Annotated in this window: 13 protein-coding genes; 7 read left to right on the top strand and 6 right to left on the bottom strand. The window is 56.7% G+C overall.

Going from position 1 to position 12,764, the window contains the following annotated elements; translation table 11 throughout:
- Positions 1-133: 133 nt before the first annotated feature.
- A complete protein-coding gene (locus tag AC13E3_RS06735) occupies positions 134-958 on the top strand; it encodes a peptidoglycan-binding protein (protein ID WP_008171145.1) in 825 nt (274 codons plus the stop codon).
- 3 nt (positions 959-961) lie between these two features.
- Here the strand turns inward: AC13E3_RS06735 and AC13E3_RS06730 are convergent, their stop codons facing one another.
- From AC13E3_RS06730 to AC13E3_RS06720, 3 genes are all read right to left on the bottom strand, one after another.
- Positions 962-1,213, bottom strand: coding sequence for a hypothetical protein (locus tag AC13E3_RS06730; RefSeq protein WP_008171147.1), 252 nt, complete (start codon positions 1,211-1,213; stop codon positions 962-964).
- A 234-nt stretch (positions 1,214-1,447) separates the two neighbouring features.
- On the bottom strand, positions 1,448-1,600 hold the full coding sequence (locus AC13E3_RS06725) for a hypothetical protein (protein ID WP_008171150.1): 153 nt from the start codon (positions 1,598-1,600) through the stop codon (positions 1,448-1,450).
- A 171-nt stretch (positions 1,601-1,771) separates the two neighbouring features.
- Complete coding sequence (locus tag AC13E3_RS06720) at positions 1,772-2,023, bottom strand: HP1242/YdcH family protein (RefSeq protein WP_008171152.1); 252 nt, start codon at positions 2,021-2,023, stop codon at positions 1,772-1,774.
- A gap of 167 nt (positions 2,024-2,190) precedes the next feature.
- Between AC13E3_RS06720 and AC13E3_RS06715 the strand changes: the two genes are divergently transcribed.
- Together AC13E3_RS06715 and AC13E3_RS06710 are read left to right on the top strand one after the other, a co-directional pair.
- The gene (locus AC13E3_RS06715; protein ID WP_008171155.1) at positions 2,191-3,159 is read left to right on the top strand and encodes a beta-ketoacyl-ACP synthase III; all 969 of its coding nucleotides are present in this window, start codon (positions 2,191-2,193) and stop codon (positions 3,157-3,159) included.
- Positions 3,160-3,306: 147 nt separating this feature from the next.
- On the top strand, positions 3,307-3,579 hold the full coding sequence (locus tag AC13E3_RS06710; protein WP_008171158.1) for a YebG family protein: 273 nt from the start codon (positions 3,307-3,309) through the stop codon (positions 3,577-3,579).
- A gap of 30 nt (positions 3,580-3,609) precedes the next feature.
- Here AC13E3_RS06710 and AC13E3_RS06705 read toward each other — a convergent pair whose 3' ends face one another.
- Both AC13E3_RS06705 and AC13E3_RS06700 read right to left on the bottom strand, forming a co-directional pair.
- Positions 3,610-6,066, bottom strand: a complete 2,457-nt coding sequence (locus tag AC13E3_RS06705) for a YbcC family protein (RefSeq protein ID WP_008171160.1) — start codon at positions 6,064-6,066, stop codon at positions 3,610-3,612.
- On the bottom strand, positions 6,063-7,682 hold the full coding sequence (locus AC13E3_RS06700; RefSeq protein ID WP_092032698.1) for an NADH-quinone oxidoreductase subunit L: 1,620 nt from the start codon (positions 7,680-7,682) through the stop codon (positions 6,063-6,065). The genes AC13E3_RS06705 and AC13E3_RS06700 overlap by 4 nt, the downstream gene beginning before the upstream one ends.
- A gap of 100 nt (positions 7,683-7,782) precedes the next feature.
- On the opposite strand from AC13E3_RS06700, the gene AC13E3_RS06695 reads away from it, so the two are divergent.
- The 4 genes from AC13E3_RS06695 to AC13E3_RS06680 all read left to right on the top strand — a co-directional run bounded on the left by AC13E3_RS06695 (position 7,783) and on the right by AC13E3_RS06680 (position 12,031).
- Positions 7,783-8,694: a LysR family transcriptional regulator gene (locus AC13E3_RS06695; RefSeq protein ID WP_014577006.1), complete on the top strand. Its 912-nt coding sequence runs from the start codon at positions 7,783-7,785 to the stop codon at positions 8,692-8,694.
- Between the two features lie 84 nt (positions 8,695-8,778).
- A complete protein-coding gene (locus tag AC13E3_RS06690) occupies positions 8,779-10,275 on the top strand; it encodes a flavin-containing monooxygenase (RefSeq protein WP_008171165.1) in 1,497 nt (498 codons plus the stop codon).
- Positions 10,276-10,354: 79 nt separating this feature from the next.
- Positions 10,355-11,032, top strand: coding sequence for a FadR/GntR family transcriptional regulator (locus tag AC13E3_RS06685; RefSeq protein ID WP_008171167.1), 678 nt, complete (start codon positions 10,355-10,357; stop codon positions 11,030-11,032).
- 3 nt (positions 11,033-11,035) lie between these two features.
- Positions 11,036-12,031 (top strand): bile acid:sodium symporter family protein, encoded by a 996-nt coding sequence (locus tag AC13E3_RS06680; protein ID WP_053115301.1) that lies wholly within the window; start codon positions 11,036-11,038, stop codon positions 12,029-12,031.
- A 14-nt stretch (positions 12,032-12,045) separates the two neighbouring features.
- Here AC13E3_RS06680 and AC13E3_RS06675 read toward each other — a convergent pair whose 3' ends face one another.
- Positions 12,046-12,690, bottom strand: coding sequence for a hypothetical protein (locus tag AC13E3_RS06675; RefSeq protein WP_008171171.1), 645 nt, complete (start codon positions 12,688-12,690; stop codon positions 12,046-12,048).
- Between the last annotated feature and the right edge of the window lie 74 nt (positions 12,691-12,764).

Here is a 12,764-nt window from a genome sequence, read left to right as displayed (position 1 = left end):
GCGCAGATGATTACCTGATACCTTTGGGTTTCAAGTTACACAATGTAACCGGAAACGGACTGCCCGGAGGTATCCCGCCATGACGCGCTCTCAATCACCCAGGAAGCAAGGCGCTCGCGGCCCTGTCATTGCCATGCTGACAGCGGCTGCCTGCCTCGGCACTGCTCAAGCCGCCGAACCCGAGAAAGTCATTTTCGCCGCCGAAAATGCACTTTACGGTGCCGGTCATGATATCGGACGGGCGGATGGCTGGATTGATGAGCAACTCCGAGCTGCTATACGCGCCTATCAAGCTCAAAATGGGCTGCAAACCAACGGCAACCTGGATACGGCAACACTGAAAGCGCTCGGCGTGACCAAAACATCCAGCGCACCCATCACTGCAAATTCAGTCGGCAGTCGAAAGGCGTCATTGGCACAGCTCGGTTTGTCCCTCCCCGAGCCCGCGCCCAATACCCCGACCATTGCCAGGGCTGAACCAAAGCCTTCGCCAGAACCTACCCCGGCCCCCATTCAAAAATCTTCCGAACAGGGCGAGCCAACAACTTCGCTCGATGCCGAACCTGATGAAAACCAGATAGATACTGAGGGAACTTCGAAAAAACCTGAAGTGAAGGCACAAGAAAAAGTGGCGGAAGCAGCCCCGACAACACCCGAGCCGGTAGCTTCAGAGCCCCCTGCTCCCATTTCAGCTCCAGCTCCCGCGCCGGAACCTGCGGTCGCCGAGGAAACAATACCGGAAGCCACCAAAGAACCAGACCCGGTGCTGGCCCAGCTCCCTTCAGAGCCCACCAGTGCGGGCCCTACCGAACCGAAAGCAACGGAAATGAAGAAAGCCCAGCCAATCGAAGGAGAAAACACAGCATCGAAAAATTCCGCGGTTGCCGATAATTCTCAGAGCACCGGCGGCGGGTTTTTCAGCGTCTTGTTCGATTTCTTTTTTGGCTGGCTGGTGTGAGCGTCAGCTCTGCAACCGGTCTTTAAAGACTTTCCAGTCAATCACGTTGCCGTCGGAATCGAAGTGGACGTAGCCGCGGAAACTCGGATCATCTTCCCAGGCCTTCACAAAGCCTACGGTTTCACCGGAGTCTGAGACGATCTCAAAGGCTTCGCTGCGGGCATTGGCAATGTCTTTATCAGGCTCGGTATCTGAACGCTTGAGGCTTACTGAGGAGTCTAAGGGCAAATTGCTTTGAAGGAATTCCTGGATCATCGTCAAGCTCTCCTTTCAGGGTGAACCGGTGTGGTTCTGGAGGTAGCGTAACTATAGGACGATCCGCTAGAAGAGAATACAGATTCAGATCAATTTTCTTAGATTTTTTCGAGATAAAAGGGCTTTAAGAACAATGGGATATTTCATTCTTGTGACAGTCTGTAACCTTCTGGGCTGATTATTTTTCAACCAGTTCAGAAGGTTACCGAAAGCAGAGTCGATCAGTCACGAGGATCAGAATTTCCAGAACGGAGTGCTCAGTTTCTGTTCAACCAGTTCAGGGGAAAATCCCACATCGTTCAGCAACCGACGATCCATAGTCATCACCAGATGGATAAAGTTGCGCTTCATCCGCCAGCCTTTGTAAAGCGAAGCAGCTCTTTTCATTTCATTACTCCTTGGTCAACCCCAGAATATTGGTCTCCGAAAACCGGGACCTTGTTTAATTAGGGTCCTATTCTAAGCTTGACGAGGAGCTTTCTGAATACTTGGAAACCCCTATAAACAGGGGCTCCAAGCATTATTGGGTGTCAGAATTGTGTACTTTTGATGGCAGTCTTATGACGCCTTGGCGTTTGAAAGTAACACTTGGTAAAGGTCATCTTTCAGCTGTGCGCGTTTCTGCTTCATGCGGTGGAGTTTGTCATCACCGATGGGAGAATCCCTCTTTTCCAGCCCTTCAATTTCGTGGTCGAGATGCGTGTACTCCTGAAGCTTTTCGTTGAACTTGAGATCATTGTTCTTGAGTTCCTGAATCAGTTCTCGGTACTGCGGGAATTCTACGTGAAGCTCATGGCTGGAAATGCCCATCGTATTCCTCTCCTCTTCTTTGCAGAGTGTTGATCAAAGCTGATCACCTTCAGCATAGACGAGCGTGCCAGTTTCTGGGCGTCTTTGACAAATCGCTAATTACGCACGACGTTGCATGGGTATAGCATGGTAGTACGTTATCCAGTTACGCCTCGGGACACTTGCGAATGACCTTTGCACGAATTACCGGCACCGGTTCCTACCTGCCTGAAAACATTGTTACCAACAAAGACCTCGAAAAAATGGTCGACACCACCGACCAGTGGATTCGCGAGCGCACGGGAATCGAAAGACGTCACATTGCCGTTGAAGGCCAGACCACAGTGGATCTTGCGGAGCAGGCTGCCAGGAATGCCATTGATGCCGCGGGCACCAATGCACAGGACATCGATCTGATCGTGTTTGCCACCTCCACCCCGGACAAGATTTTTCCGAGTTCCGCATGCATCCTGCAGGCGCGTCTTGGCATCCATGGCTGCCCCGCGTTCGACATACAGGCGGTATGCAGCGGATTTGTATACGCCCTCGCAACAGCCGAAAAGTTCATCAAGACCGGAAGCAGCAAGAAAGCCCTGGTTATCGGCGCTGAGGTCTTTTCCCGCATCATTAACTGGGAAGACCGCGGTACCTGTGTTCTCTTCGGAGACGGGGCCGGTGCCGTGATTCTGGAAGCCGACGAGGAAACCGGAATTCTTTCCACCCATATCCACGCCGACGGTCAATACGAAGATCTGCTCCACGTGCCTTGCGGCATCTCAGATAATTACGATCAGGTAAAGGCGGGGCGGGCCTTCGTCGAGATGAAAGGTAACGAAGTGTTCAAGGTGGCGGTCAACACCTTGGGCAAGATCGTTGATGAAACCCTGGCAGCCAACCAGATGCAGAAATCCGAGATCGACTGGCTGGTTCCGCACCAGGCCAACCTGAGAATCATCTCGGCCACGGCAAAGAAACTGAACATGTCCATGGATCAGGTTGTCGTGACGGTGAATGAGCACGGCAACACGTCCGCTGCATCTATCCCCCTCGCCCTTGATGTGGCTGTGCGAGATGGGCGGATTAAGCGCAACGAGGTGCTTCTCCTTGAGGCTTTTGGCGGCGGATTTACCTGGGGCTCTGCACTGCTCCGTTACTGATCGGCCAGCTTTCTGATCGCCACTCGTTTTGAACCAGAGGCGGGCTTCAGCTTTTGTTGAAGCCCGTTTTTCATTGTGTTTACCGCACCCTGTCAGATAGACTGTATTTTTATACAGTACCAATAACGCTCACTGCGAGGAATAACCATGGCAGTACAAGCAGTCTACTTTTCTGATAGGGACGGCCTGGATATGGCACTGAAAAATCCTGAGACGATGCTGTTCACTTCAAAAGCCGAAGCCGACGCCCGGGACAAAGTGCTCGAACTGGCGGAGGAAATTCAGGTATTCCTTGGCCGCAAGGTTGAAGGCCTGGGCGACGATCTGGCCGAACGCTGTGCCATGGCCATAGCGGAGGACAAAGACCTGTTCCAGAAAGCTCTCAAAAAGCCAGAGCTGCTGAACGCAGAACAGGAATAGCAGGACAGGGGCGGCGCCGCCGCCCTTCTCTCATGCCACGGCTACCCAGTTGCCATTGTCGTAACGCGCTACGCCCCGGCCAGACATCCGGTGCAGACTGACCCACTGGTTTTCCACCAGAGCCGCCACATCTGGCTGGCGACGCAACACAGATTCGATCCGATCTTCCGGCGCATCAATCAGAACAGTAAGACGAACCGGTTCATGGCGCCAATGAGTACCATCGTGAACCGACTGCAGCGGCAGGCCAATTCTCAACCGTGCGTTATTACCTTCGACAACGCCGACATTCCCGCCAACCACGGAGTGCAGGAGCTTGTTACCCGAGCCATACACTTCGGGAACCGTTACCGAAGCAAAGTACTGAAGGTTGATCCAGTTGGCGACGATCATTGGTGCCGCCAGCAAAGCCTCCAGAAGACCGCCATCTTCGTCCAGAGTCGGATCGTAATCGTGCAGGAATACGCGGCCGGACAGGTTGCAGCCCCGGGTCCTGCTGCGCTTCGCGAAGATGATTGCCGCGTTATTGGCCAGCCCCCACTCCGGACGAACCTCTGACCAGTCCCGGGTCCGGGTTTCCATGGCCTGCTTGAGGTTATCGTCGTCCAACCCGTTCAATTTCAGCGGCGTTGCCCGCTCTTTTCGAGCCCGGATGCCGGCTGTTTCGAATCCGGCTTCCAGATCTGCCAGGTGCTGCATGTGCGAATCCGGGATAAGATGGCGATCAGCAATCGTTACCTTGTCCGTCGCGGTGCAGTGCTCGGCAGCGACCGCCCAGGTGAAGTCCGGAATTCTGATACCTTCGTCGGCAAGCCCCGCCCTGACCTGTGGATCATTGACCAGGCTTGCTGCAAGCCGGGCGTTCACGCCGCCGCTCTGGCCGCCACATGCACCACAGTCGAGACCAGCCTGGTTCGGGTTGTTATCGGTATGACAGCCATGGCCAACAAGTACCAGCAAAGGCGCGAAACCACTGGTCAGAGACATCCCGCGGAGCATATTGGCCGCCAGCGCAACCCTCTCGGCATCAGAGAGCGGGTCGCCTCCGTGGCTATGGACCAGACGCCCCTCTACACTTTGGTCAGGGCGGGTTTTGTGGCCCTTTTTCAGAGTGTCTTTCACCAGTTTCCAGGCCCAGGCCAAACCGGTGGTCTCAACCAGCGTGAACGTCGACAAGCTGGTGTATTTCGCCTTTCTGACTGATTCACGGGCGATCTCTCTCTGATCGAGAGAGCGATTCACTGCCAGATCCTCTCGCAGGCTGCCCTTGGTATCAATCAACCGGAAAGACGCGGGCAACAGGCCCGGCAGTCGGCGGGCCGGGGCAAGCGGTCCGTGTTGCTGATGATCGATTGGCATTCCGAAAAAACCGGCGAATCCGAGCGTCTGCACGTCGGGGCACACTGCTTCAAGGTGGCGTCGCATCACTTCGGAGCGAACATCGATACAGAAAACCGCCTGGACTGCAGGAATGCCACGCCCGGAGTCTGGCAACGCCTGCTTGAGCGGCGCAGATTCAAGTGCCTGCCACAAGGTGCGCTGGTAACCAATCTCGAAGGCACGCTGCCACACCCACAGCCTGCTGCGGTCATCGTAGGCGCCCCTGCGACTCGCGCGGGCTCTCTGCCTCTGCCACTCTGCTTTCTGTGCCGTCGAGGCGAAGGCTACCCCTGCGGACTCCCAGACCAGCATGATCGCCAGAATGTCCTCACACCGATCGGATGAACGCCCCTCAAGGCCTGCCCGCCAGTCTTCTCCGCGACACCAGGAGGCCCAGCCGTTCACTCTCAACAACAGGCTATGGCACAGCGCTTCCAACTCATCTCCACGAGCGCCGATCCGATTCAGCGCCTCCTGTACTGCCTGATCCCTGCCGTCCGGAACCGTCTTGAAGAACGCACGGCCCCCTTTCAACCCGGTCGTAAAATCAAGCGCCAGATCCTGCCTGACTGATTCAAGCCAAAAACCGAACAACCCCCCATTGGCCTGGTTGCCCGAAACGGACCATCGGCTCTGGCGCTGATCGAAAAAGGCGCCGCAAACGCGAGAAACCTGGTCGCAAACGATGTCAGTCAGAACACCGGCCTCCTCGTGGGCATTCGCAACCGCAACGGTATCCAGAATGGAACCGCGCATTGGCGCAGTTATCGCCCCCTTTCGACCCAGCCAATCAAGGTACCAGGCGGTATTCCGCTCATCGCCGCGCTCCGCAATACTTGCCCTCAGATCGTCTTCCCGAATCCGGCCACCTTCCCAGGCTTCTCGATAAAACTCGGTTGGCATAAGCATACTGAAACCCGCGCGCTCGTTGAGCACCTGATCAACCCGCGGGGCCGGAAAATGTCTCAGCCCCCAGAACGGATTCACCGCTATCCACTGATCGAGAGGCCAAACAGGGGCGATCAGGTCGCAGGCCTGTTTAACCGGTTTACGCCAGTCATCGCTCAGCCACTGCAGTTCCGGTAACGGGGCGCTTACATCGCTCATGATCTCTCCTCCAGTCTGAACGGATGATGCGGAACCCTGCGGAACATGGCCGGCACCTTCAAAGCCTCCGCCGCCAGGAAGCGGGTCAACCGATCAAAGGGCAATTCCAGGTAAAGCCCCTGAAGAAAATGAACGCCCAGAGCGCGGGTGGCCGGGAAGCGAGCACCGAATACAATCATCAAAGAGCACACGGCGAGCAGCGTTACCAGAGTGGCGCCCGTTCCCAGAGCAATGCCGGGGACAGCAAACCCTTCCTGCTCGGGAACGGCCGGGCCGATGAGAAAGTGCAACAATGAGTACAGCGGAACCAGGAGCACTGCCAGTCCCGCAAGCTTCAGCTTCACCGCTTTGGTTGCTCCGGCCGGGATGCCCATGGCGGCCGCCGATACCGCCAGCACCAGCAATGCTCCGAAAACCGGATTGTTTTCCACGATCCACGGGAACTGAACCAGGATCGCCGCCGCCAACAGGCCGGTAAGCCCGGCCCAGGAGAGCCGGTTAGCAGAGGGAGATTCGGGAAAACGCGTTGCTGCCGATACCGCCACCGTGCGACCAGAAGCCAGGAACGAATGCGCCTTGTACAGCGAATGGGCCAGTAGATGCAGCAGTGCCAGTGTGTAGGCCCCCATGCCGATTTCGAACAGCATAAAGCCCATCTGCGCACAGGTTGACCAGGCAAGAGCATGTTTGACCGAGTACTGGGTCATCATGGTGAGAACCGCAACGACCGCCGTCATGCCGCCGATCACGAGCAGAATCATGTGGCCGGCCGTAAAGCCATCGAACACCGGGAATAAACGGAGCCAGAGGAAACCGCCAAGATTGATAACCCCGGCATGGAGCAGCGCAGACACGGGCGTGGGAGCCTCCATAACGCGGATGAGCCAGCCATGAAAGGGAATCTGGGCGCACTTGAGAACCGCCGCCAGAGCCAGAACCACCGAGGCAACTGTCAGCGCTGTTGAGCCACCGGCTCGGGCGCCCTCATTCTGGATGATGTCTGGCAGGTAAAAGGTGCCGTAATGCAGGTAGAGCGCCACCACACCAAAGACCACCAGCGCATCCCCCACCCGGCTGACGATGAACTTCTGAACCGCCGCCATTCGCGCCTGGGGCCGGTCCTGATAGAGGGTGAGCAAATGATGCAGGGCCAGACTGACACCAATCCAGGCGCCTGCCAGAATCAGCAGATGGTTGGTAAACACCAATACCAGAACAGAGGCAACCGTCACCAGAAACCATGGAAGAAAACGGTCACGGCCAGGGTCCTGGCTGAGGTAGTTGTCTGCAAACCGAAGAATAACCCAGCCAATAAACGCCACCATCGTGGCCATCCAGACCGCTATCCCGTCTGGATACAGGCCGAAGCGCCCACCCAGGGTGGCTAAACGATTGCTGTCGCCTCCTGTATAGGGCTGAATCAGGAGGAGGATTCCCATCACGACCGAAACAGCCATGGAAGCCAACAATGCCCACCCGGCAAGTCGCCAACAGTGGTTCACTTTCAGTGGATTCTTCAGCCAGCCAGTCAAACCGGCAAGCAGGAAGAGACCGACCGGCAGCAGCAGCCAGAGTGCGAGGATCGAGAGCAATGAAAATTCGGCGATTGGATTCATACTTGCAAACCTCCTGATTGCAAGTACTTTGCCGATCCTCGTCACATATAAAAAATGGTTTATACTTATCAGATCATTCGTTTTTAGAGAACGAAATCACATGAAGCTGAATTACCATCACCTTTACTACTTCTGGAAGGTCGCGCGAACCGGTCACCTGACGCGGGCAGCTGACTCGCTGCATATTTCCCAGTCGGCGCTGTCGGGTCAGATACGCAAGCTGGAAGACAGCCTGGGACACGACCTCTTCATTCGCGAGGGGCGGCGCCTCAAGCTGTCTGAAGCCGGGAGAATGGCATTCTCCTACGCCGAGGAGATCTTCCGCCAGGGTGAGGAACTGACGGCATTGTTCGCCTCCGGCGCTCAACCAAACCGCGAGATACTCCGGATCGGGGCGGTGGCCACCCTCTCCCGTAACTTCCAGGAAGGCTTTCTTCAGCCGCTGCTGAACCGCGAAGACCTTGAGTTGAGCCTGCAAAGTAGCCACATGGATGAGCTGCTAAGACGGCTCTCGGCGCATCGACTGGACTTGATCCTCGCAAACCAGGCGGTACAGGGAGATGAACAGAATCCCTGGCGGTCACGGCTGATTGCCAAGCAGCCGGTCAGCATCATCGGGCCGCGGGGAATAGACGTTCAGGGCGATTTTGTCGACGTACTGCGTGGCCGGAGCCTGATTGTGCCGGGCCCGGACAACAACATACGCCAGGCCTTCGACCAGTTGTGCGAGTATCACAGGCTGCGTCCCAACATCGCCGCCGAGGTGGATGATATGGCGATGATGCGACTTCTCACCCGGGATACCGGTCATTTCGCCATCATGCCTCCGGTGGTCGTGCGCGACGAAATGAAGAGCGGAACCCTTGCAGACTACGGCGCCCTGCCAGGCGTCTTCGAGGAGTTCTACGCCATCAGTATCCGGCGCCAGTTCGAGACGCCGGCACTCAGGGAACTGCTATCCCAGACTCAGGACAATTACCTGACCCGGACGCCGATTGGTCATTCTGACTAGCCCGAGTGGCGAAAAATGTCATCCATAAGGCTGACTTACATCCGTATACTGAAGCGGAAAGACCACAATAATAACGCCGGACATATGATCATGAGCCAAGCCAGCCTGCGAGAACACCCGTCCATTCTGATTATCGGTAGCGGTTTTGGTGGTCTGGGCATGGCCATCAAACTGAAACTGGCCGGATTCAATAACCTGACCCTGCTGGAAAAAGCCGACCGGGTTGGAGGTACCTGGCGTGATAATACCTACCCCGGTGCCGCCTGCGATGTGCAATCCCACTTTTATTCATACTCCTTCGAACCCAAGCACAACTGGTCGCGGAAATTCGGATTGCAGCCCGAAATACTCGGGTATATGGAGCACTGCGTTCAGAAATATCGCCTGGGCAGTCACATCCGGTTTAACTCCGAGGTGCAGGAAGCCGCGTTTGACGACGAAACAAATCAATGGTCGGTGACTCTCGCAAACGGTGAGCAGCTGACCGCCAACGTACTCATCACCGCCACCGGACAGCTCAATCAACCTGCCTGGCCAAACCTGAAGGGCCTGGACCTTTTCCAGGGCAAGATGTTCCATTCAGCCCGCTGGGATCATGATTACGACCTCTCCGATAAACGAGTGGCGGTCATTGGAACTGGCGCGAGTGCCATTCAGTTTGTTCCGGAGATTGCATCGAAGGTAAAGCAGTTGGACCTGTTTCAGCGCTCGGCGGCCTGGGTCCTGCCCAAGCCGGATCGGCCTTTCAAGCGCTGGGAGCAGACGCTGTTCCAGAAAGTGCCGGCCTGGGATCGCCTTTATCGATACCTCATTTATTGGAAAAACGAGAGTCGCGCCCTCGCTTTCACCAAATTCAGTGGCCTTCTCGAGTATTACGCGAACATGGCAAAGCGGGAGGCCAGAAAACAGGTCACAGATCCCGCCAAGCTGAAAAAGATCATTCCAGACTACAAGATCGGCTGCAAACGGATTCTGATTTCCAACGACTGGTATCCGGCCATCAACCGGCCGAACGTGAATCTTATTACCGACCCTATTGACCACATTGACGAGTCCGGCGTCATTACGCACGAAGGACACCACCATGAAGTGGACGCAATTATCTGCGGCACTGGTTTTCGGGCCTCGGAGTTCCTGTCACCCATCCGGATAACAGGCCGGGGCGGAAAGACCCTGAACGAGGCCTGGCAGAACGGCGCTGTGGCGTTCAAAGGCATCACCGTCAGTGGCTTTCCCAACATGTTCATGCTCTATGGGCCCAACACCAACCTGGCCCACAACTCGATTCTGTACATGCTTGAGTCCCAGTTTCGCTACGTTCTGGAATGTCTGGAGGCGCTCGAAAAGTACCCTCACTCCGCCATGGACGTCCGGCAAGACCGGCAGGACCGTTTCACCCATGTGGTTCAACAGGGCCTGGAAGACACGGTCTGGAGCTCCGGCTGCACCTCCTGGTACCTCGATGAGCATGGGCGCAATACCATCAACTGGCCGGGATTCACCTTCACCTACCGGTTCGCGACCCGCCGGGTAGACACCGCTGATTACCAATTTCTTTACCCCGGCCAGACCGCGGGGTAATCGGGTGAAAGCCTTTGCCCTTGAACCTCGGCCATATTCATAGGATGATTGGGTTATAGGTTAGAAGGATGACATACACATGCTGGAACGTATTCGCAAAGGCTCGCTGGTCGAGACTGCTATCGAAAGTCTCAGAAACGCCATCGAAAAAGGTGACTGGTCGGTTGGCGATCGCCTGCCCGTCGAATCAGAACTTTCCGAATCCCTCGGAGTAAGCCGCAACACGGTTCGTGAGGCGGTTCGGGTGCTGGTACACGTGGGGATGCTGGAAACCCGCCAGGGGGATGGCACATACGTACGAGCGACACGGGACGCCGGGGAGACACTGCGGAGAATTGCCCGCACCCAGCTGGCGGAGCAGCTGGAGGTCAGGATCATGCTGGAAACGGAGGCCGCCAAGCTGGCAGGGCACCGGCGGACAGAACAGGATCTCCGGCACATGACCACAGCCCTCGATGCTCGCGCCAAAGCGGGAGATGACCTGCAGGCTCGCATCCGGCACGACGAAGCCTTCCATCATGCCCTGGTTGCCGCTTCTCATAACTCAGCGCTGATCGAGCTCTACGACTACTTTTCCCACGCTGTCAGCCAGACCATCGAGCAGACCGAAACCGACGCAGACCTGCCGGAACCCTCCCAGGAAGACCATGAACTCCTGCTCGCGGCGGTCCGGCGTCAGGATGAGGGCAAGGCAGAATCCCTGGCAAGGGCGCTTTTGAAACCCAGCCTCCAGGCCTTGAAGCGTCGGGAGTCCTGATTCATGAAGTTCCGGATCGACACCTTTACCCTGCTGCTCCTGGGCGCCATCGTATTAGCCACCTTTCTGCCTGCAACTGGCCAGGCAGGCGAGGCACTGGCCACCGCCGGAACGGTCGCCGTCGCCCTGCTCTTCTTTTTCCATGGCGCAGCGCTGTCCCGGGACCAGATTATTGCCGGTGCCACCCACTGGCGGCTGCACATTCTGATCACTTCGCTCACCTTCGTATTTTTTCCACTTGCGGTGCTGCCGATTAACGGCCTCAGCAATATCGCACCATCCTGGATGCCGAAAGATCTTGGTTTGGGGTTTCTTTACCTGGGCGTCCTGCCGTCGGCGGTGTCCTCTTCCATCGCCTATACCGCGATGGCGCGGGGCAATGTTCCGGCGGCAATCTGCAGCGCAGCCGCCTCCAATGTCTTTGGCATGATGCTGACGCCATTCCTGCTGTTGCTGTTGGTAAGCACGTCCGGCGGTGGGGATTTCTCCGTAGCGGAAGCCCTGAAAGACATCGTTCTGCAACTGCTGCTGCCTTTTGCGGTTGGGCATGCGCTCCGACCATGGCTCGGCGGATTTCTTGGCAGAAACGAAACACTGATGGCCCGATACGATCAGTGCGTGATCTGGCTGATCGTCTACTCCGCTTTTTCACATTCGGTAGAGAGCGGACTCTGGGAGAATCTGCCCCTGCAGGCCATCCTTTTCGCCATTGCGCTGTGCCTGGGCTTGCTGCTGCTATTCATGGTGTTTGCCAGGTTCCTGGTACGGCGATTCGGGTTCAGCCTGGAGGATGAAGCCGCGGTGGTGTTCTGCGGCTCCAAAAAGAGCCTGGCGTCTGGTCTGCCCATGGCCAAGGTCCTGTTCTCAGGGCACCCGGGCTTCGGCATGATCGTGTTACCGATCATGTGCTACAACCAGATACAGGTTATCGTCGGAGCCTTCCTGGCCCAGAAGTACCGGGATAAAATTGAAAGGGCGAATGCAGAGAAAACGGGTTGATCTGGGCGGCGAAATCAACCGCCACCCATTCCGCCAAAGAGTGTGGCAAGAATCGCCAGCCCTACAATCCAGCCAATCACCGCCGGCCAGAAATTGACCATTTGCGGTGGCTGTTCGCCCTGCTCTTCAGCCATATCGGGTTCCGGGTAATTCCGATCGTCGGCCGCCTCAGGCGCCTGCTCCACAGTGAACCAGTCGAACCACTCACCGAGAAACTGGGCCACCGGCGCCGGAAAGGTACCGTTTTCCGCCATCGGCCGTATCTGGGGCTCCAACTGGCGACCAATCTCGCGTCGCAACCGGGGCTGATCGGCGGGCGGCTCGTCCAGAATGGCTTTCCAGATGCCCGGGTCCTTGCTTCTTGAGGAGTCATTGAGCAAGGCCTTGATCTGGATAACCACCTCACGAACCACCTGGCCCTCGTTGGCATCCAGCGGACGATCAGGCTCCTCGTCCTGCACCTCGCGATGCGGTTCAGTCTGAACCGTGTCAGAAGCCTGCTTTACCGGGCCCGGATCGTCCCCGACTGCCTCCCGGAAAGCCGCTTCCAGGCTCTTTGCCTCGTCTTCCGAAGCAAACTTGAGCTGTTGCTCATACGCATCCTGGATCTTCCGGCGATCGCCGGTCGGCTCAATTCCAAGGATTTCCCAACAATTCATAAAGCTGCAACTCCCGGGCCTAGATTTATTACATTTCAGAGAGACAAACTGTCTGTAGTCCCTTACGATAGGAC

The sequence above is a fragment of the Marinobacter sp. L-80 genome (assembly GCF_056859395.1).
Note: the sequence above shows the minus strand (reverse complement) of the source record. Positions and strands in the feature narration are given on the sequence as shown.